The organism is Pseudonocardia ammonioxydans, from assembly GCF_900115005.1.
Lineage (GTDB): Bacteria > Actinomycetota > Actinomycetes > Mycobacteriales > Pseudonocardiaceae > Pseudonocardia > Pseudonocardia ammonioxydans.
The window spans coordinates 24,813-44,643 of the sequence record NZ_FOUY01000035.1; the positions used below are offsets into that span (position 1 = coordinate 24,813).

Consider the following 19,831-nt stretch of genomic DNA (forward strand, 5'->3'; position numbering starts at 1 on the left):
CCCGGGCGGGGCCGGACTCCGGGCACCCGGCCGGGCCGGTGGAGCCGATGGTCAGGCCGCGACCGGTGCCTGCTGCGGCCCGGTGCGTCCGCGGGCCCGGGCGACCCGGTGCGCCCCGGCCCACACCAGCCCGAGGCAGGCCGCCTCCAGCGCGGCGACCCCGAGCAGCAGCGGCGGGTACCCGGCGAGCGGGGTCAGCGCCGAGAGCACCACCGGCAGCAGGAACCCGACATAGGTGAGCGAGTAGAAGACCGCGGTCAGCCCGGCCAGGTGCTCGGGCGGCGCGATCCGCTGCACCTCCTGCAGCCCGGAGAGCAGGACGAACCCGTACCCGCCGCCCAGCAGCGCGGCGGCGACGAGCGCGAGCGGGATCGACGCCGTGGCCGCGACCCCCGCGCTCACCACCGTCCCGGCGATCACCAGGGCGATGCCGATCCGGGAGGTCGCGAACTCCGAGCGGCGGTCGATCCGGCGGGCGACCGACTGGGCGGCGAACCCGACGGTCAGGCTCACCACGGTGATGGCGGTGGCCACGAGCAGGCCCCACTCCCCCGCCGACGGCGACACCAGCGCCGGCTGCACCGCGTAGGCCAGCGCGACGGCCCCGAACACCCACGGCGCGGCCGGCAGCACCAGCCACACGAACCGCGGGTGCGCGACGGCCGGCACCCGCAGGTCGCGCAGCAGGGAACGGGCGGGGTCCGGGGTGACCGTCTCCGCGCCCCGGCGCAGGCCCCACACGACCGGGATCATCAGCAGCACGTGCACCGCGTACGGCAGCTCCATCGGCAGCGGCGCGTACTGCGCGAGCAGGCCGCCGACCAGCGGACCGACACCGAAGCCGAGGGTCAGGGCGAGGGTGGCGCGCCGGGCGCCGCCGCCGTCGTCGGACAGCTCCTTGACCCAGGTGGTCGCCACCGCCATCGCGACGCCCATGCTCACCCCGAACAGCAGCCGCCCGGCGTAGAGGAACGGTTCGGCGAACGCCCCCAGCGCGAGCACCCCGCTCGCCGGGATCGCCAGCGCGGTCGCCGGGAGCAGCACCCGGCGCCGTCCCCAGCGGTCCGAGGCCGGCCCGCCGACGAGCAGGCCGGGCGCGAGCCCGAGCACGTACACGCCGAAGAACGCGGCGACCACGGTGGCCGAGTAGTTCCCCTGCTCGCGGTACATGACCATCAGCGGGCTGAACTGGTTGGCGCCGAAGCCGACGCCGAACAGCGCAGCCGCCGGGCGCATCCAGGCCTTCACGGTGTGGTCTCCTCCCCCTGCACAGAACAACGCCCCCGGGACGTGGTCCCGGGGGCGTCGTCGGTGACGCGGAAACGGTCAGGCGTTCGTCTTGGCGCGCTGCCGCCATCGGGTCAGCGTGCGCTCGGTGTAGCCGTTCGGTTCGGTGGCGCCGGTGAACACCAGCTCCAGCGCGGCCTGGAAGGACTCGCTGCCGTCGAGGTCCTTCGCCATGGGCGGGTACCCGGGCTCGCCGGCGTTCTGGTCGTCGACGACCGCGGCCATCCGGGCGAACGTGTCCCGCACGGTCTGCTCGTCCACGACACCGTGCGCGAGCCAGTTGGCGATCAGCTGGCTGGAGATCCGCAGCGTCGCGCGGTCCTCCATCAGCCCGACGCCCTCCAGGTCCGGGACCGTCGAGCAGCCGATGCCCATGCCCACCCAGCGTACGACGTAGCCGAGGATCGACTGGGAGTTGGTCTCGAGCTCGTGGGTGATGTCCGCGGCGGTGAGGGTGGAGGGCTCACCGATCGGCAGCTCCAGCAGCCGGCGCCGGTCGGCGATGCCGCGCGAGGAGATCCGGGACTGCTCGCCGTGCACGTCGACGCGCAGGTAGTGCAGCGCGTGCAGGGTCGCCGCGGTCGGCGACGGCACCCACGCGCAGTTCGCGCCGGCCCGCGGGTGGCCGATCTTCTCCTCGAGCATGGCGGCCATCGCGGCGGGCTTGGCCCACATGCCCTTGCCGATCTGGGCGGTGTGCGAGAACCCCGCGGCGAGCGCGACGTCGACGTTGCGGTCCTCGTAGGTCTGCAGCCAGGTGGTCGCCTTCATGTCGCCCTTGCGCTGCACCGGGCCGGCCCGGAAGCAGGTGTGGATCTCGTCACCGGTGCGGTCGAGGAAGCCGGTGTTGACGAAGATGACCCGCTGGGCCGCCTCGGCGATGCAGGCACCGAGGTTGGCGGTGGTCCGCTTCTCCTCGTCCATGATGCCGATCTTGAGCGTGTTCGGCGCCAGCCCGAGCTCCTCCTCGACCGCGCCGAACATCTCGACGGTCAGCGCGACCTCCTCGGGGCCGTGCTGCTTCGGCTTGACGATGTAGACGCTGCCGGCGCGGGAGTTGGTGTGCGGGCCCTTGTCCTGCAGGTCGTAGAGCCCGGCGACAGCGGAGACCAGCAGGTCCAGGACGCCCTCGGCGACCTCCTGGCCGTCGGCGGTCCGCACGGCGTTCGTGGTCATGTGGTGCCCGCAGTTGCGGACCAGCATCAGCGAGCGCCCGGGCAGGGTGAGCTCCGAACCGTCCGGCGCGGTGTAGGAGCGGTCCGGGTGCACCCGGCGGGTGACGGTCCGCCCGCCCTTCTCGAACTCCGACACCAGGTTCCCGGTGAGCAGGCCCAGCCAGGTGCGGTAGGCCAGCGTCTTGTCCTCGCCGTCGACGGTCGCGACCGAGTCCTCGAGGTCGACGATCGTGGTGACCGCGGACTCCAGCACCACGTCGGAGACGCCGGCGTGGTGCTGCGCGCCGACCTGCGTGGTCGGGTCGACCGTGATCTCGAGGTGCAGCCCGTTGCGGGTCAGCAGCACGGCGCCGCGGCCCTGGTCGTCGACCGCGCGGAAACCGGCGTACTGCGCGGGGTCGGCCAACCCGGTGGTACCCGTTCCGGTCTCGGCGACCAGGCCGTCGGTGCCCGCCCGGTAGGCGCTCACCCCGGCGTGGCTGCCCCGGGCGAGCGGGAAGAGCTCGTCGAGCAGCTCGTCGGCGCCCGCGATGACCTGGGCACCGCGGCGCTCGTCGTACCCGGGCGCGAGCTCGCCGTCCTGCGGCAGCGCGTCGGTGCCGTACAGCGCGTCGTAGAGCGAGCCCCAGCGGGCGTTCGCGGCGTTGAGCGCGTAGCGCGGCACGGTCGCCGGGACGACCAGCTGCGGACCGGCGATCTCGGAGATCTCGGGGTCCACGCGGTCGACGTCGATCGTGGGCGAGGCGTCGGGGAGCAGGTAACCGAGGTCGGTGAGGAACGTCTCGTAGTCCTCGACCGACCCGGCACCGTTCGCGCGGTGCCAGTCGTCGATGCGGGCCTGGAACTCGTCCCGCTTCTCCAGCAGCGCGGCGATCCTCGGGGCGAACCGCTCCTGCAGCCGCGCGAGGGTCGCCCAGAAGTCCGCCGCGGAGAGGTCCACGTCGGACAGGAGCTCGTCCTCGACGAACGCCGCCAGGTGCGGATCGACCTGCAGCCCGGAGCTGTCGGCCATCTGTGACCACCTTCTCTGAGTTGGTGCTGCGACTGGTCACATTTCTACCAGTGGACTATCTTTTCCGCATCATGAAAGTAGTGTGACGCGAGTTCGGACCTCGCAGCATGGACACCGACGTACCCTCGCGTGCACCCCCACACGCACCCGGAGAGGCCCCGGCCGGCAGCCGACGCACCGCACTCACCGACCGGCAGCCGGACCGAGCCGAAGGAGCGCACCGATGCCTCTGGCCGCACCGATCCGCGACGAGTTCGTGGCCCTGCTGGGCGAGCGCGACGTGCTCAGCGACCCGGTCCGCACCCGCACCTACGAGTGCGACGGGCTGACCGGCAGCCGGGTCGTCCCCGAACTGGTACTGCTCCCCCGCACCGCCGACGACGTCGCCGGGTGCGTGCGGGTCTGCGCCCGCCACCGGATCCCGTTCGTCGCCCGCGGCGCCGGGACCGGGCTGTCCGGCGGCGCGCTGCCGGTGGCCGACGGCGTCGTCATCGGGCTGAACCGGCTCAACCGGGTGCTCGAGGTCGACCCCGAGAACCGGCGGGCCGTCCTGGAACCCGGGGTGACGAACCTGGAGATCACCGCGGCGGCGGCACCGCACGGCCTCTACTACGCGCCGGACCCGTCGTCGCAGCAGGTGTGCACGATCGGCGGCAACGTCGCGGAGAACTCCGGCGGGGCCCACTGCCTCAAGTACGGGTTCACCACCAACCACGTGCTCTCGCTCGAGGTCGTGCTGCCCGACGGCTCGGTCGTCACCCTCGGCTCGGACTCGGCCGAGCAGTCCGGCCCCGACCTGCGCGGGGTGTTCCTCGGTTCGGAGGGCACCCTCGGGATCGTCACGAAGATCACCGTGCGGCTGCTGCGCACCCCGGAGGTCATGCGGACGCTGCTCGCCGACTTCCCGTCCGTGGCCGCGGGCGGCCAGGTCGTCTCCGACATCGTCGCCGCCGGGATCGTGCCGGCCGCGGTCGAGATGATGGACGCGCTGGCGATCGAGGCCGCCGAGGGCGCCACCGGCGCCGGGTACTCCCTCGACACCCCCGCCGCGCTGGTCGTCGAGCTCGACGGGACCGTCGAGGAGTGCGAGGAGCAGTTCGCACAGGTCAAGGAGATCTGCGACCGGCACGGCTGCACCCGGCTGCACGTCGCCGGCTCGCCCGAGGAGCGGGCGAACATCTGGCGGGGCCGCAAGGCCGCGTTCGCCGCGGTCGGCCGGATCTCGCCCGACTACATCGTGCAGGACGGCGTCGTCCCCCGGACCCGGCTGTCCGAGGTGCTGGAGCGGATCGAGGCGATGGGGACCGAGGCCGGCCTGCGGGTGGCCAACGTCTTCCACGCCGGCGACGGCAACCTGCACCCGCTGGTGCTGTTCTCCGCCGCCGACGGCGAGACCGAACGCGCCGAACGGCTCTCCGCCGGGATCGCGGAGCTGTGCGTGGAGATGGGCGGCTCGCTGTCCGGCGAGCACGGCATCGGCACCGACAAGGCGTGCTCGATGCCCGCGATGTTCGGCGTGGACGACCTGGCCGTCATGGACCGGGTCCGGGCCGGGTTCGATCCCGACCACATCTGCAACCCCGGCAAGCTGCTGCCCACCCCACGGCTGTGCGGTGAGAAGCCCGGCCGCTACCGGCCGCACCCGCTGGAGGAAGCCGGCCTGATCGAGCGCCTGTAGAGCCATCCGCCCCCGCGACGAAGGGCCCGAACGATGACCCGCGCTGCACCCACCACGCTGCGCCCGACCACCCCGGCCGAGGTCCGCGACGCCGTCCTGGACGTCCCCGGCCGGCTCGCGATCTCCGGCGCCGGGACCGCCCGGCACTGGGCGGGCCGCCCGGACGCGGTCGACGCCACGCTCGACCTGTCCGCCCTGTCCGGGGTGATCACCCACAACCCCGGGGACATGACCGTGTCGGTGCACGCCGGCACCCCGCTGGCCGACCTGCAGGCCGAGCTCGCCGGCCACGGCCAGCGGCTCGCGCTCGACGCCGCCCGGGCCGGGCGGGGCGCCACCGTCGGCGGGCTGGTCGCCACCGCCGACGCCGGCCCGTCCGCGCTGATCTACGGCGGCATGCGGGACCTGGTGATCGGCACGACCTCGGTGCTCGCCGACGGCACCATGGTCCGCAGCGGCGGGCACGTGATCAAGAACGTGGCCGGCTACGACATGGCCAAGCTGCTGCACGGCTCCTACGGCACGTTCGGGCCGCTGGTGGAGGTCGTGCTGCGGCTGCACCCGGTGGCGAAGGCGACCGCCTGCGTCGCCGTCGACGGCCCGGTGGACGACGCCGCCGAGCGGGTGCTCGCCCTGATGGCGAGCCCGCTGGAACCGATCGCCGTCGAGTGGCTCTCCGGTGACCCCGGGCGCCTGCTGGTGCGGCTCGAGGGTGGCACGTCGACCCTGCCGGCCCGGGTCCGGCGCCTGGTCGAGCTGCTCGGCGACGGCGCCCGCGAGGTGGGCCCCGACGCGTGGGACGAGCACGCGGCCCTGACCACCGGGGAACCCGGCAGGGCCGCTGGGGTCGGCGGGGCCGCTGGGGCCGCTGGCCGTGACGCCGTGGTCCGGATCGGGTGCGCACCCCGCTCCCTCGCCCCGCTGCTCGGGCGGCTGCCGGCCACCGCCGTCACCGCGGGCCTGGCCACCGGCGTCGCCACCGTGACCGTGCACGACGCGTCGGTCACCGACGTGCACGACGCCGTCGCCGCCGCCGGCGGCACCTCGGTGCTGCGGGACCGCCCGGCGGACCTCGACGCCCCCGCCTGGGGCGCGGCCCCGTCCGCCCTGCCGCTGCTCACCGCGATCAAGAACCAGCTCGACCCCGAAGCCCGGTTCGCCCCCGGCCGCTTCGCCCCCTGGATGTGAGGCCTCCCGTGACGAGCACCCCCGAGACCGACGGCACCCCGACCGGGGCCGCCGAGACAAAGATCCCGCAGCAGGCCCCGAGCGCGTTCGACGCCGTGCACCCGCCGCAGCGCGAGCTGCTCGACGACTGCGTGCACTGCGGGTTCTGCCTGCCGACCTGCCCGACCTACGTGCTGTGGGGCGAGGAGATGGACTCCCCGCGCGGCCGGATCCTGCTGATGGACCTGGCCGAGAAGGGTGACATCTCCCTCGACGGCCCGTTCACCGAGCACATGGACAACTGCCTGGGCTGCATGGCGTGCGTGACCGCGTGCCCGTCCGGGGTGCAGTACGACAAGCTGCTCGAGTCGGTCCGCCCGCAGATCGAGCGCAACGTCGAGCGGTCGAGGACGGATCAGCTCTTCCGGGACGCGATCTTCGCGTTGTTCCCGTACAAGCGGCGGCTGCGCGCGGCCGCGCTGCCCGGTGCGCTGTACCAGAAGCTGCGTGCCGTCCCGGCGATCCGCAGGCTCGCCGACCGGCTGCCGGGGCGGCTCGCCGCGATGGAGTCGCTGCTGCCGCCGGTGACCGTGCGCGAGGCGTTCGCGACGCTGCCGGTGCACACCCCCGCGGTCGGGCCCCGGCGGGCCCGGGTCGCGCTGCTCTCCGGCTGCGTGCAGGACGTGTTCTTCCACCGGGTCAACGAGGCCACGGTCCGCGTGCTCTCCGCCGAGGGCTGCGACGTGCTCGTTCCCCGCGACCAGCAGTGCTGCGGCGCGCTGGAGGTGCACGCCGGCCGGGAGGAGTCCGCGCTGGACCGCGCCCGGCGCACCATCGCCCGGTTCGAGACCCTCGACGTCGACGCGGTCGTCACCAATGTCGCCGGCTGCGGCTCCTCGATGAAGGACTACGGCCACCTGCTCGCCGACGACCCCGCGTGGGCCGAGCGGGCGCGGGCGTTCTCGGCCCGTTGCCGGGACGTGCACGAGGTGCTCGCCGACCTCTACGCCCGCCCGGAGTCCGAGGACGGCGGCCCGCGGGCCCCGCGCACCCCGGTGTCCGGCCGGGTCGCCTACCACGACGCGTGCCACCTCGGGCACGCCCAGGGCGTGCGGAACCAGCCGCGTGAGGTGCTGCGCACGATCCCGGAGTTGGAGCTCGTCGACATCGCCGAGGCGTCGCTGTGCTGCGGTTCGGCAGGCATCTACAACATGATCATGCCGGACGCGGCGGCCGAGCTGGGCGAGCGCAAGGCCGGGAAGATCCGGGACGCGCGACCCGACGTCGTCGTCACCGCGAACCCGGGCTGCCTGCTGCAGATCGCGAAGTACCTGCCCGGCGGCGGGGCCACCGCGGACGGGACCACCACGGGCGGGAGCACCGGGCGCGCTCCCGCCGTGGACGCCGGCTGGGGCGACGTACCGCTGCTGCACCCGGTGCAGCTGCTCGACGCGAGCATCCGCGGCGCAGAGGTCCCGCACCGCTGACCGAACCCGCGGTGGTCACGGATCGGGAGCGGAAACGGTCACCGTTGGCCGGAACGACGCCGGATCCGTGATCACTCGGGTGACCGGCCCGGGGAACCGAGGTGTCGTCGTGCGCGCTCCGGGGTAGCCCGGAGCCGACTACCCTGATCGTGAAGACCTGATCGTGAAGGCCCGATCGCGACACGGGCACCGTCGCCCGCGCGTCCCTCCGCGCCGCCCACCGGTACCCGGTCCCGGCGGCCTCCCCGGGGCGGCGTGCGGACGCGACGTGCCCCGGCGGTCGAGGAGAACACCAGGAGGCCGTGTGCACCCGAGAAGCGGTAACGGAACCACCACGTACGGCGATGGATCGGCCGTGGAGGAGAAGTCCGTGACCCCGAGCCCCAGCGCGTCCTCGCGCCACTTCCCGCAGACCCTCGTCGCGATGGACCCGCCGACCCTCCCGGCGGCGAACCTGACCCCGGCGCCTGCGGAGTTCCGCCAGTTCCCCGCCCCGCAGCGGTCCGAGCCCGGCCACCCGCAGCTGCGTAACCGGCTGCGCCGGATCCTGCTGTTCTGGCGCCGCGGCGCCTGAGCACCGGCCCACCCGACGACGGCCCGGTCACCCCTCGGGGGTGACCGGGCCGCCGTCGTTCCGGGCAGCGGTCAGGAGCGTGCGGCCGGCAGCCGCGTGGCGGACCGCCTGAGACCGACGACGATCGCGGCGAGGGTGAGCAGCACTAGCACCAGCAGCGCCGTCCCGGCGTTGAGCCCGACGCCGTGGATCAGGACGAACGCCAGTGCGCCGGTGAGCAGGCAGTAGTAGGTCATCGGGATGATCGTCATCCGGATGACGTCACCCTCCCGCCCGAGCAGCCCCACCGTCGCCGACGCGGCGACGACGTTGTGCACGGTGATCATGTTGCCGGCCGCTCCGCCCACCGCCTGCGCGGCGACGACCGTCTCGGGGGGCACCCCGATGTTCTCCGCCGTCGCGAACTGGAACAGCGAGAACGTCAGGTTGGACACGGTGTTGCTGCCCGCCACGAACGCACCGAGCGCGCCGATCCACGGTGCCAGGATCGGCCAGGCCGGGCCGACGAGCGTCGCGGCGCCCTCGGCGAGGGTCAGCGGCATGCTGGCCAGCCCGCTCGCGTTGTAGTCGGGCCCGGAGTTGATCAGAATCCGGACCAGCGGCAGCGCGAAGAGCAGGGCCACCGCGGCCCCGGCGAGCTGACCGGCCGAGACCCGCCACGCGGCGCCGATCTGCCGCCCGCTCATCCGGTGCAGGCCGTAGGTGACCAGGCAGACCAGCAGGAACACCGCACCCGGCGAGTAGAGCACCTCCACGTCGTCGCCGATGCCGGTGCCGAGGATGTCGTCGATCCCGACGGTGACCGACTGCAGCGCGTCCTTGATCGGTTCGATGGTGCGGGTCAGGACCAGCACCAGCGCGATGAGGACGTACGGCGTCCAGGCCAGCCAGAGGTTCATCCGGGCACCGGCGACCGAGGTGTCGGGCTCGATGGTGCCCGTCCACCGGTCCAGCCAGCTCTCCCGGGGCGGGAAGTCCCAGACCCGGGCGGGCATCAGGAAACCGCGGCTGGAGGTGAACATGACCAGGGCGAGCCCGATCAGCCCGCCGAGCAGCGCCGGGAACTCCGGGCCGAGCAGGGCGGCGACGACGACGTAGGGAACGGTCATCGCGAACGCCGCGTAGATCGCGAACGGCGCCACCCCGAGTCCCTCGGCGAAGCTGCGGTTCGCGCCGAAGAACCGGGTCAGCAGGCAGACCATGAACAGCGGAACCAGGGTGCCGACGACCGCGTGCAGCGCGGCGACCTCGAGCCCGATCGTCGCGAGGTAGCCCCCGGGGTCCAGCCCGAGCAGCGCGGTCCGCGCCTCGACCTCGCCCGACCCGGCCAGGCCGTCGCCGATCCCGGTGAGCACCGGGGTCCCGGCCGCGCCGAAGCTGACCGGGGTGGACTGGATGACCATGCCGACCAGCACCGCGCCGAGCGCCGGGAAGCCCAGCGCGAGCAGCAGCGGGGCGACCACCGCGGCCGGTGTACCGAACCCCGAGGCGCCCTCGATGAACGAGCCGAACAGCCAGCCGATGATGATCGCCTGCACCCGCCGGTCCGGGCTGATGCTGGTGAACCCGGCACGGATCGTCGCCAGCGCACCGCTCTGGGTCAGCGTCTGCAACAGCAGCAACGCGCCGAAGATGATGTAGAGCAGGCCGATCGCGAGGATCAGGCCCTCGATCGACGACGCGATGATCGTCGTGGTGTCCATCCCCCACACCAGCGCGCCGACCAGCGCGGCGGCGACGAACCCGATCGGCATCGCGTACTTCGCCGGCCAGCGCAGGCCGACGAGCAGGACCGCGACGACGAGGATCGGTGCGAGAGCGAGCAGGCTGAGCACGCCCAGGTTGTCCACGGTGACATCCCCTCGTGACTCCGGGCATCCGGACAAAGCGTCCGAACGCCTACGAACGAGGGGGACCCTTTCACCCGGACGGGCGTGGCCGCAACCGGAAGTGGAATCAGAATTTCGCGAAGTGGACCCAGCCGGCCTCGCCGTCGTACGGGCGGCCGTCCACGGTGACGACCGGGCCTGCGTCGTCGACGGCCTCCACCACGCCGATCTCGGCCCACTCCGCGGGCAGCGGCGTGTCCGCCGGGAAGGTCGCCGCGAGGGCGTGGTCCTCGCCCCCGGTCAGCATCCAGCGCAGCGGGTCGAGCCCCAGCGCGGAGCCGATCTCGGACAGCCGCGCCGGCACCGTGAACGCCCGTGACCGCAGGCGCAACGCCACCCCGGACGCGCGTGCCACGTGCGCCAGGTCGGCCAGCAGCCCGTCCGAGACGTCGATCATCGCGGTGGCACCGGCGTCGGCCGCGGCGGGCCCGGCCGAGTACGGGGGCTCCGGCACCCGGTGGGCGTTGACCAGTGCGGCCGGGGAGCGGAACCCGCGCCCGAGCACGGCCAGCCCCGCGGCCGACCAGCCCAGCCGCCCGCACACCGCGACCCGGTCCCCCGGCCGTGCGCCGGAGCGCAGCACCGCCTCCCGGCCCTGCAGCGAGCCGAGCGCGGTCACCGTCACCACGATCACCGGGCCGGACGTCAGGTCCCCGCCGACCAGCCCGGCCCCGACCGTCGCAGCCTCCGCCCACATCCCGTCGGCGAGCTCCTCGAGCTGCGCCGCCGGCGTGGTGGACGGGCAGGCCAGGCCGACCAGCAGCGACGTCGGGACCGCGCCCATCGCGGCGACGTCGGCCAGGTTCGCCGCCGCGGCCTTGCGCCCGACCTGGTCGGGCGAGGACCAGTCCAGCCGGAAGTGCACGCCCTCGACGAGGACGTCGGTGCACGCCACCACCCGGCCGTCCGGGGCGGCGACGACCGCCGAGTCGTCGCCCGGCCCGAGCAGGGTCGTGTCCGGCTGGGACCGCCCCGTGGTGACGCGGTCGATCAGATGGAACTCGCCGACCTCACGAAGTGAGACGCTCGCCTCGGAACCGCCCTCGGGCGTACTCGCGGATGGGGACACGGGGGCTGCCTCCGGTAGGTTCTGCGTCCGACATTCCTGCCGCCAACCATCCACCCGTGGCGGCACGTACCGGAAAGGGGCACGCCGTGGTGCAGGCATACATCCTCGTCCAGACGGAGGTCGGCAAGGCCGCCGCCGTCGCCTCCGAGATCGGGGGGCTGCCGGGGGTCATCTCGGCGGAGGACGTCACCGGACCGTACGACGTGATCGTGCGTGCCGAGGCCGACGACGTCGACGAGCTCGGCCGGCTGGTCGTGGCCCGGGTGCAGAACGTCAACGGCATCACCCGCACCCTGACCTGCCCCGTGGTCAAGCTCACCTGAGGCCGCTCGTGGGGGTCGCGGGGAAGCGCGGGCGCGGGCCGGTCTCGGTGCCGGTCGCGTTCGCGATCGCGCTGCCGCTGGTCCTCGCGCTGGTCGTCGCCGCGCTGGGGATCCACAGCCGGGTCACGGCCGGGCCGGACACCGGCTCCCTCGCCCTCCCCCCGCAGCCCGCACCGCAGGCGTCCACGCCGCAGTGCGACGCCGTGCTGGGCGCGCTGCCGGCGGAGCTGCCGGGTGATCCCGGCCCGGACGGCGCCGCGCAGCTGCCGCCGCGCGAGCTGGACCCGGCGGTGCCCGGTGCCCGGGCCTGGGTCGCCGAACCGGAGCCGGTGGTGCTGCGCTGCGGCACCGAGCGTCCCGCGGAGCTGGTGCCCACCGCGTCGCTGATCGTCGTGAACGGGGTGACCTGGCTGCCGCTGAGCGCTCCCGAGGGGGCGCGCTCGACCACGTACTCGGCCGTGGACCGCCACGTCCACCTGGAGCTGACCGCACCGGCCGAGATCGGCCCCGGCCCGTTGCAGGCCGTCTCCGACGCGATCTCCGCGACCCTGCCGGCGCAGGGTTAGCTCAGCAGCTCAGCGCAGGCCGGTCCCCCGGGCCAGCGCCGTCTCCACCAGCGTGGTCAGCAGCTCGGAGTACTCCAGGCCGGTGACCGCCCACATCTTCGGGAACGCCGAGCTCGGGGTGAACCCGGGCATCGTGTTGACCTCGTTGACCGTGATCCGGGGCCCGTCGACGCCCTCGTCGGCGACGAAGAAGTCGACGCGGGCCAGGCCCTGCACGCCCAGCGCGCGGAACGCGGTGATCGCCTTCCAGCGCACCGAGTCGGTGATCTCGTCGTCGAGCTTGGCCGGGATGTCGAGCTCGGACACGTCGAGGTACTTGGACTCGAAGTCGTAGAACTCGCCCGAGTAGCGCAGCTCGGCGGGCAGGCTGGCGCGGACGCTGCCGTCCGGGAACTCCAGCACCGCGCACTCGACCTCGCGCCCCGGCACGGCCGCCTCCACCAGCACCTTCGGGTCGTGCTCGCGGGCCTGCGCGATCGCGGCGTCGAGCCCGGCCGGGTCGGTCACCCGGGTCACGCCCATCGACGACCCGGCGCGGGCGGGCTTCACGAACAGCGGCAGGCCCAGGCGGTCCCGGTCGGCGAACCCGATGTCGGTGCCGGGCCGGAGCACGACGCCGTCGGCGACGTCGATCCCCTCGGCGCGCAGCAGCTTCTTCGCGAACTCCTTGTCCATCCCGACGGCCGAGGCCAGTACGCCGGCACCGACGTAGGGGACACCGGCCATCTCGAGCAGGCCCTGGATCGTGCCGTCCTCGCCGAACGCGCCGTGCAGGATCGGGAAGACGACGTCGACCCCGGCGAGGGCCTCCCCGACGGCGTCGCCGTCGAGCCGCACCAGCCCGCGGCCCGGCTCACCGGGCAGCACCAGCGCGTCGGCGGCCGCGTCGACCTCGGGGAGCTCACGACCGGAGATCGTCAGCTGCTGCGGGTCGGACGGGCCGACCACCCACGCACCGTCACGGGAGATCCCGACCGGGATCACCTCGAACCGCTCCGGGTCCAGGTGGGTCAGCACGCTGCCCGCGGAGACGCACGAGATCGCGTGCTCGGAACTGCGGCCGCCGAAGACGACGGCCACCCTGACCCGGTCGGAGCTCATGGGCCACGAGGGTATGCCTCGCCGCACGGGCCCCCCGCAGCCGGGGAGCGGTCAGTCGCCGGTCAGCAGCGCCAGCGCCGTGTGCAGTTCGGCGCGGGTTCCGGCGGCGTACCCGACGACCAGTCCGGAGGCGGCCGGTTCCGCCGGACGGCCTCCGGTCACGCTCCGACCGGTACCCTCCCGGCCGCCGGTGAAGTGGTCCGCCGTGGAGTGGTCGGCCGTGGAGTGGTCAGCGGTGGCGTAGTCGGCGAGCCCGCCCACGTCCACCCCCCGCTCGCGGGCGGCCGCGATCGCCTCGGGCTCGTCGGGCAGCGGCACCACCAGGTGGGCACCGGCCGGGTCGCCCTGCACGGCCCAGCCGGCGCGGGTCGCCGCGGCGACGACCAGCTCGCGGCGTTCGCGCAGCTCGCGACGCAGGCGTCGCAGGTGGCGGGACAGGTCGCCGCCGGCGGCCAGCGCGGCGAACACGCGCTGGCCCGCGGGGGACGGCCGGGTCCCGGTCCGCTCGCGCAGCTCGCGCCAGGCCTCGAGGACCGGCCGCGGCGCGACCGCCCAGCCCACCCCGAGCGTCGGACTCACGATCTTGCTCGCGGTGCCGAGGTGCACGACACGGTCCGGCGCGAGCGCGGCGAGCAGCGGCAACGGGGCGACGTCGTAGCGGAGCTCGCCGTCGTAGTCGTCCTCGATCACCAGCAGGTCCTCGTCGCGGGCCCGTTCGAGCAGGGCGACCCGGCGCGGCGCGGCCAGCCGCACCGCGGTCGGGAACTGGTGGGCCGGGGTCGTGTAGACGGCCGCGCAGCCGGCCGGGATCGCGTCGACCACCAGGCCCTCGTCGTCGACGGGGACGGGGACGACGCGCAGGCCCGCGGCCCGCAGCGCACCGACCGCCCGCTGGTAGCCGGGGTCCTCGACGGCCACCGTGGCCCCCGCGGGCAGCAGCCGGGCGAGCTCACCGACCGCGGCCGAGGTGCCCGCCGTGGCGAGGACGTCCGCCGGGGTCAGCCCGCGGTGGCGCAGCAGGTGCTCGACGACGGCGTCGCGGAACTCCGGCAGGCCGTCCGGCCGGGGCACGTCGTCCGGGCCGGCACCGCCGGCGGCCCGCCAGGCCCGCCGCCACGCGGCCCGGTCCAGGGCCGCGGTGCACGGACGCCCGGGATCGAGCCGGTACCGCCCGCCACCCGGCTCCGGCCGCCCCGGGGCATTCGGCCGCCGGGCACTCGCCCGCCCCGGGGCACTTGCCCGTGCGGCGACGACCGCGGGGCCCCACGCGCGTGCCGATCCGGTGAACGAGCCCGGTCCGGTCGCTGCCCCCGGCCCGGCTGCGCCCTCTGGACCGGCAGTTGCCGGCCCGATGGCGACTGCCGTCGGCGCGGGCACCGGGCCGACCGCGGCCGCCCCCGGATCACGCCGGCCCCCGACCGGCCCGCCCGCGGAGCCGCGGCGCGCCGCGGGCGACACCCCGCGGGGCACCGCCGTCACGTAGGTGCCCGCTCCGACCCGGCCCTCGACCCACCCCTCGGCGAGCAGCTGGTCGTAGGCGGCCGAGGTGACCGTCCGGCTGAGCCCGAGCGCGGTGGCCAGGGCGCGGGTGGAGGGCAGGCGGTCACCGGGGCGCAGGGCCCCGCCGGCCGCAGCCGCGCGCAGGCCGTCGGCGACCTGGACGGCGAGCGACGCCCCGGCCGCCCGGTCGATCATGATCGGCAGATCCACGCCCACCGCGACCATCGACGTCACCGGCCTTCTCGATTCCCGGGGAATTGGCCGTTCCAGGATGCCACTCGACGGCACACGCTGGACCCGTGACGCTCTCCACCACCGCCAGGAGCACGCTCGGCCGCAATCGCGACCGGGCGGCGACCGATTCCGCCGAGCTGCACGCCGTCCTCGACGAGGGCCGCGTCTGCCACCTCGGCTTCGTCCGCGACGGCGCACCCGTCGTCCTCCCCACGGCCTACGGCCGCGACGGCGACACCCTCTACCTGCACGGCTCCAGCGGCGCGCGCTACCTCGCCGGTGACGAGCTCCCCTGCTGCGTCACCGTCACCCACCTCGACGGGATCGTGCACGCCCGCGCCGTCATGCACTTCTCGATGAACTACCGCAGCGCGGTGGTGCACGGCGTGGCACGCAAGGTCACCGACCCGCACGCGCGGTGGCACGCCCTGCGCACCATCGTCGAGCACCTGACACCCGGCGCCTGGGAGCACGCCCGGCACCCGGATGCCAAGGAGCTCGCCGCCACCGTCGTGTTCGCCCTCGACCTGACCGAGGCCAGCGTGAAACGCCGCTCCGGACCGCCGTCCGACGACGACGCCGACGTCTCCGCCGATCTCGCCTGGGCCGGCGTCGTGCCGGTCAGCACCGTGACCGGGATCCCGGAACCCGCCCCTGACCTGCCCGGACACCGCGCACTCCCACCCCACCTGGGGTGATCGGGTCACCGGTTCGGGTGACGTAGTCTCGGCACCGGCGTCACGGGGCTCCCCGGCCCCGGCCGCTCTCGCCGCCGAGAACGCCGCCCTCACCGCCCCCGAGGAGGACGCGTGACGATCATCCCGCCCGCCCCCGTCCAGTCCGCGCTACCGATGCCCGACTGCGTCGGGGACGCCGGCTCCTGGTGCTCGACGCTCTACCGCTGGACCAACAACGACTTCCTGGCCCAGCACGCCGACACCATCGTCGGGAAAACGGTCTCGATCACGATGATCGTCGTGATCGCCGTCCTGTTCCGCTGGGTGGCCCACCGCGCCATCGCCCGCCTGGTCGACGGCGCCACCAACGGACGGTTCACCGCGCTGATCGGACGTGCCCGCCGGCTGCGCCGCACCGACCGCGGCGAGGGAGCGAGGAGCAACGCGCCGGGGTCGCAGCGCCGGCTGCAGCGGGCCCGGACGATCGGCTCGGTGCTGCGCTCGATCGTCTCCGCGGTCGTGCTGCTCGTCGCGGTGATGATGGTGATGAACGAGCTCGGCTACCCGCTCGGCCCGCTGCTGGCCGGTGCGGGCGTGCTCGGCCTCGCCATCGGGTTCGGTGCACAGAACCTCGTGCGCGACTTCCTGTCCGGGATGTTCATGCTGCTCGAGGACCAGTACGGCGTCGGCGACATCGTCGACGTCGGCGAGGCCATCGGCACGGTCGAGTCGGTCGGCCTGCGGATCACCACGATCCGTGACCTGCAGGGCACCGTCTGGTACGTCCGCAACGGCGAGATCCTGCGGGTCGGGAACATGAGCCAGGGCTACGCGGTGGCCGTGGTCGACCTGCCCGTCGCGCACCGCGCCGACATCGAGGAGGCCACCGAGCTCGCCGGGACGACCGCCACCGAGCGGGCCTCGCAGGCCGACATCGTCGACGACGTCCTGGAGGCGCCGGAGGTGCTCGGCGTCGACAAGATCAGCCCGGAGGGCGTGACCCTGCGGATCACCGTGCGGGTCAAGCCCGGCAGGCAGTGGGCGGTCAAGCGTGCCCTCAACGGTGCGATCACCGACGCGTTCGACGACCACGGCGTGCCGCGCCCCCTGCTGTTCGCCGGCAGCCTGGACGGGCGTGCCCAGCAGCAGAACTGAACCGCAGGGGAACTGAGAGACTGACGACGTGAGTGCACCGCAGAACTTCTACGCCGAGGTGGGTGGGGCCCCGGTCTTCCACCGGATCGTCCACCGGTTCTACGAGGAGGTCGCCCGGGACGAGATCCTGCGCCCGATGTACCCCGAGGAGGACCTGGGCCCGGCCGAGGACCGGCTGCGGATGTTCCTCGAGCAGTACTGGGGCGGGCCGCGCACCTACTCCGACCAGCGAGGGCACCCGCGACTGCGGATGCGGCACGTCCCGTTCAAGATCGGGCCGATCGAGCGGGACGCGTGGCTGCGCTGCATGCAGATCGCGGTCGACGAGGAGAACCTCGCGCCCGCGCACCGCGAGCAGCTCTGGAACTACCTGCAGTACGCGGCGATGAGCATGCAGAACTCGGAGTTCTGACTCGCATGTCGTCATTGTCACCAACAGTGACTCCCTAATCGGCTGAATGGCCGCCGAACGGGTGGTATTTGGCGCTGATCCGCGTCGAAGCGGCTCTCGTCGTGACCGAATGCGTCCGGGCTCGTTGAACCGGACGCCGCCCCGGAGCTTCGGGCGGCCCGTAGTCGCCCGTCTGGGGGTTCATCGTGAGCGCACTGCCGTCGCCGTCCGGATCCGGTCCGCAGCGTCCTGACCCGGCGCACGGGGCGTCGCGGCACTCACGCCGGACCCCTGCCCCGGACACCGCCGGCGCGGAGGCCGACGAGCACGGCGACCCGGGTGACGGGTCCTGGTTCACGGTCGTGCTGCGCGGTTACGACCGGGGCCAGGTCGAGGCCCGGCTGGCCGGCCTGGAGGACCGGCTCCACGAGCAGGCCCGGCGCGCCGAGACCGCCGAGCAGGCGCTGCACGAGGCACGGGCGCAGGTGCGCCGGCTGCAGGAGCAGGTGGCGCGGGCGGCCGCGGCGCCGGTCGAGCGGCGGGCCGAGGAGGCCGGCTTCGGCCACCGCGTGGAACGGGTGCTGCAGGCGGCCGAACAGGAGGCCGCAGAGCTGCGCGAGCGTGCGGCCACCGACGCCGACGAGATCGTCTCCCGGGCACGGCAGGAGGCCGAGGACCGGCGCACCCGCACCGAGGAGGCGCTGCTCGAGCGGGCTTCCACCCTGGACCGTGAGTTCGCCTCCCGCAGCGCCGCTCTCGACGACCGGGCGCAGGACGTGGACCGGCGCGAGCACGGCCTGGACCGCCGTGAGGACACGCTCGCCGAGCGGGAGCGTTCGGTCGAGGAGCGGGTCGGCTCGGTCCGCGAGGAGGCCGACCGGATCATCGCGTCGGCCCGGGCCGACGCCGACGAGATCCTCACCGCCGCCCGAGACGAGGCCGCGACCGCGCTGCGTGCCGCCGAGCGCGATGCCGACGAGCGGCGTGCCGGGGTGGCCCGGGACGTCGAACGGCTGGCCGGCCTGCGCGACGAGGTCCGCGGCGAGCTGGCGCGGGTGCGCGAGACGCTGACCACCGAACTGGACCGTGAGCCGGTCTCGGCCACCCTGGACGACGCCCTGTTCGGCGTCTCCGGCACCGGCTCGTCCGGGACGGCAGGCGAGTCGTCCACCGAGGACTCGCCGATGGCGTCGGTCTCCGTCCTGGACGCCTCCCGCTCCACGACGGGCACGTCGTTCGTCTGGTCGTCCGGAACCGGTGCCGACCGCCTCGCCACGTCCGTGGGGTCCCCCGAGTCCGTGGGCTCCCCCGAGTCCGAGGAGGACGCCCCGGGCTCCGAGCGCCGCCGGTCCGGGTCCGGCTCCGCCGGCGCGACGCCGGGCACCGACCCGGCCGGCACCACCGGTGCGGCGGCATCCGACACCGCAGCCTTCGACCTGCGCTCCGCGACCGCGGCCCGGTTCACCTCCGGCGACACCCTGCGGCCGGGCTCCAGCGATACCGGCCATCCCGCGGACACCGCCGACGGCACGGTCGGCTCCGACAGTGTCTCCCGTCCCAACGGGGTGTCCCGCTTCGGCGGCAGCTCCCACTCCGGTGGCGGCTCCGGGACCACCCGCGACTCGGGGACCGGCCACGACTCCAGGACCGACGACAGCACCGGGACCGGCCGCAGCACCGGGGACGACCACGGCTCCGGGACCGCCCGCAACACCGGGAATGACCGCTACTCCATGTTCGACGGCGGCTCCGTGGCCGGGCGCGGCTACAGGACCGGCGACGGCCCCAGGACCGGCGACGCCTCGGGGACCGGCCACGACACCGGCGGGACCACCCACGATTCGGGGGCCGGACGCGACATCGGGGCCGGCCGCGGCTCCCGGACCGCCCGTGATTCCGGGACCGGCGGCAGCTCCGAGGCCGGTGGCAGCTGGGGGCCCGGCGACAACGCACGGGCCCGCGGCGCCCGCTCCGACGACACCGCGGCCGACAGCACCTCCCGCCCTCGCGGCAACTCCGGATCCGACGGCGGCACCGACAGCGCCACCCGGAACGACAGCGCCACCCGGGACGACAGCGCCACCCGGACCGACGGTGCCACCCGGGACAACAGTGCCACCCAGGACGAGGGGACTTCCAGGATCGACGGTGCCACCGGGACCCACGACGAGACGCCCTCGGCGCTCCGGGACGGGGAGGACCCCGACAGCACGACCGCCGACCGGGACGACCTCGCGGCCGACCGCGACGGCGCCGACGACGACACAGCGGACGACGACACGGCGGACGACACCGCCACCGGCACCCTCCTGCTCGGCCCGGGCCGGCGACCCGGCACCGCGCGTGACGACGACCCGGACCGCACGACGATCGGGCAGATCCCGCCGATCTCCCTGACCTCGATCGGGGTACTCCCGTTCGGTGATCTTGGGACGGGCCGGGAGAGCGGCCGGACCAGGAACGACGGGGCGAGCAACGGCTCGCGACCGCACCGGGGACCCACCCGGGGTCCGGGGCCCGGGCGGCGCTCGCGATAATCAGATCGT

Annotated in this window: 16 protein-coding genes; 10 read left to right on the forward strand and 6 right to left on the reverse strand. The window is 74.3% G+C overall.

What is annotated here, in order from left to right:
- Positions 1-51 precede the first annotated feature (51 nt).
- Together BM093_RS25925 and BM093_RS25930 are read right to left on the reverse strand one after the other, a co-directional pair.
- Positions 52-1,248 carry an MFS transporter gene (locus BM093_RS25925; RefSeq protein WP_093351248.1) on the reverse strand — a complete coding sequence of 399 codons (1,197 nt, stop codon included), beginning with the start codon at positions 1,246-1,248 and terminating at the stop codon, positions 52-54.
- Between the two features lie 78 nt (positions 1,249-1,326).
- Positions 1,327-3,474 carry a malate synthase G gene (locus BM093_RS25930; RefSeq protein WP_093351251.1) on the reverse strand — a complete coding sequence of 716 codons (2,148 nt, stop codon included), beginning with the start codon at positions 3,472-3,474 and terminating at the stop codon, positions 1,327-1,329.
- A gap of 223 nt (positions 3,475-3,697) precedes the next feature.
- On the opposite strand from BM093_RS25930, the gene BM093_RS25935 reads away from it, so the two are divergent.
- The 4 genes from BM093_RS25935 (at position 3,698) to BM093_RS25950 (ending at position 8,380) form a co-directional block, all read left to right on the forward strand.
- Positions 3,698-5,152, forward strand: a complete 1,455-nt coding sequence (locus BM093_RS25935; protein WP_093351254.1) for an FAD-linked oxidase C-terminal domain-containing protein — start codon at positions 3,698-3,700, stop codon at positions 5,150-5,152.
- A 33-nt stretch (positions 5,153-5,185) separates the two neighbouring features.
- Positions 5,186-6,340 (forward strand): FAD-binding oxidoreductase, encoded by a 1,155-nt coding sequence (locus tag BM093_RS25940; protein WP_093351258.1) that lies wholly within the window; start codon positions 5,186-5,188, stop codon positions 6,338-6,340.
- Positions 6,341-6,402: 62 nt separating this feature from the next.
- Positions 6,403-7,806, forward strand: a complete 1,404-nt coding sequence (locus tag BM093_RS25945) for a (Fe-S)-binding protein (RefSeq protein WP_177238711.1) — start codon at positions 6,403-6,405, stop codon at positions 7,804-7,806.
- Positions 7,807-8,176: 370 nt separating this feature from the next.
- Positions 8,177-8,380, forward strand: a complete 204-nt coding sequence (locus BM093_RS25950; protein WP_143105525.1) for a hypothetical protein — start codon at positions 8,177-8,179, stop codon at positions 8,378-8,380.
- A 71-nt stretch (positions 8,381-8,451) separates the two neighbouring features.
- Here the strand turns inward: BM093_RS25950 and BM093_RS25955 are convergent, their stop codons facing one another.
- Both BM093_RS25955 and BM093_RS25960 read right to left on the reverse strand, forming a co-directional pair.
- Positions 8,452-10,230, reverse strand: a complete 1,779-nt coding sequence (locus BM093_RS25955) for an L-lactate permease (RefSeq protein WP_093351269.1) — start codon at positions 10,228-10,230, stop codon at positions 8,452-8,454.
- Between the two features lie 106 nt (positions 10,231-10,336).
- Complete coding sequence (locus BM093_RS25960; RefSeq protein WP_245773807.1) at positions 10,337-11,338, reverse strand: thiamine-phosphate kinase; 1,002 nt, start codon at positions 11,336-11,338, stop codon at positions 10,337-10,339.
- Between the two features lie 86 nt (positions 11,339-11,424).
- Between BM093_RS25960 and BM093_RS25965 the strand changes: the two genes are divergently transcribed.
- The gene (locus tag BM093_RS25965) at positions 11,425-11,661 is read left to right on the forward strand and encodes an Lrp/AsnC family transcriptional regulator (protein ID WP_177238709.1); all 237 of its coding nucleotides are present in this window, start codon (positions 11,425-11,427) and stop codon (positions 11,659-11,661) included.
- An 8-nt stretch (positions 11,662-11,669) separates the two neighbouring features.
- Positions 11,670-12,227, forward strand: coding sequence for a DUF3515 domain-containing protein (locus BM093_RS25970; protein ID WP_245773808.1), 558 nt, complete (start codon positions 11,670-11,672; stop codon positions 12,225-12,227).
- 9 nt (positions 12,228-12,236) lie between these two features.
- Here the strand turns inward: BM093_RS25970 and BM093_RS25975 are convergent, their stop codons facing one another.
- Together BM093_RS25975 and BM093_RS25980 are read right to left on the reverse strand one after the other, a co-directional pair.
- Positions 12,237-13,328 (reverse strand): D-alanine--D-alanine ligase family protein, encoded by a 1,092-nt coding sequence (locus tag BM093_RS25975; RefSeq protein ID WP_093351279.1) that lies wholly within the window; start codon positions 13,326-13,328, stop codon positions 12,237-12,239.
- 51 nt (positions 13,329-13,379) lie between these two features.
- Positions 13,380-15,053 carry an aminotransferase-like domain-containing protein gene (locus BM093_RS25980; protein ID WP_245773812.1) on the reverse strand — a complete coding sequence of 558 codons (1,674 nt, stop codon included), beginning with the start codon at positions 15,051-15,053 and terminating at the stop codon, positions 13,380-13,382.
- Positions 15,054-15,127: 74 nt separating this feature from the next.
- Between BM093_RS25980 and BM093_RS25990 the strand changes: the two genes are divergently transcribed.
- The 4 genes from BM093_RS25990 to BM093_RS26005 all read left to right on the forward strand — a co-directional run bounded on the left by BM093_RS25990 (position 15,128) and on the right by BM093_RS26005 (position 19,822).
- On the forward strand, positions 15,128-15,760 hold the full coding sequence (locus BM093_RS25990; RefSeq protein WP_093351283.1) for a pyridoxamine 5'-phosphate oxidase family protein: 633 nt from the start codon (positions 15,128-15,130) through the stop codon (positions 15,758-15,760).
- A 111-nt stretch (positions 15,761-15,871) separates the two neighbouring features.
- The gene (locus tag BM093_RS25995) at positions 15,872-16,894 is read left to right on the forward strand and encodes a mechanosensitive ion channel family protein (protein ID WP_093351288.1); all 1,023 of its coding nucleotides are present in this window, start codon (positions 15,872-15,874) and stop codon (positions 16,892-16,894) included.
- A 28-nt stretch (positions 16,895-16,922) separates the two neighbouring features.
- Positions 16,923-17,306: a globin gene (locus BM093_RS26000; RefSeq protein ID WP_093351291.1), complete on the forward strand. Its 384-nt coding sequence runs from the start codon at positions 16,923-16,925 to the stop codon at positions 17,304-17,306.
- A 185-nt stretch (positions 17,307-17,491) separates the two neighbouring features.
- Positions 17,492-19,822, forward strand: coding sequence for a hypothetical protein (locus BM093_RS26005; RefSeq protein ID WP_093351296.1), 2,331 nt, complete (start codon positions 17,492-17,494; stop codon positions 19,820-19,822).
- Positions 19,823-19,831 lie beyond the last annotated feature (9 nt).

Excerpts from the sequence above, each read along its gene's own strand:
- BM093_RS25930 (WP_093351251.1), bottom strand. The coding sequence starts at position 3,474 with ATGGCCGACAGCTCCGGGCTGCAGGTCGATCCGCACCTGGCGGCGTTC.
- BM093_RS25935 (WP_093351254.1), top strand. The coding sequence starts at position 3,698 with ATGCCTCTGGCCGCACCGATCCGCGACGAGTTCGTGGCCCTGCTGGGC.
- BM093_RS25940 (WP_093351258.1), top strand. The coding sequence starts at position 5,186 with ATGACCCGCGCTGCACCCACCACGCTGCGCCCGACCACCCCGGCCGAG.
- BM093_RS25975 (WP_093351279.1), bottom strand. The coding sequence starts at position 13,328 with ATGAGCTCCGACCGGGTCAGGGTGGCCGTCGTCTTCGGCGGCCGCAGT.
- BM093_RS25980 (WP_245773812.1), bottom strand. The coding sequence starts at position 15,053 with ATGGTCGCGGTGGGCGTGGATCTGCCGATCATGATCGACCGGGCGGCC.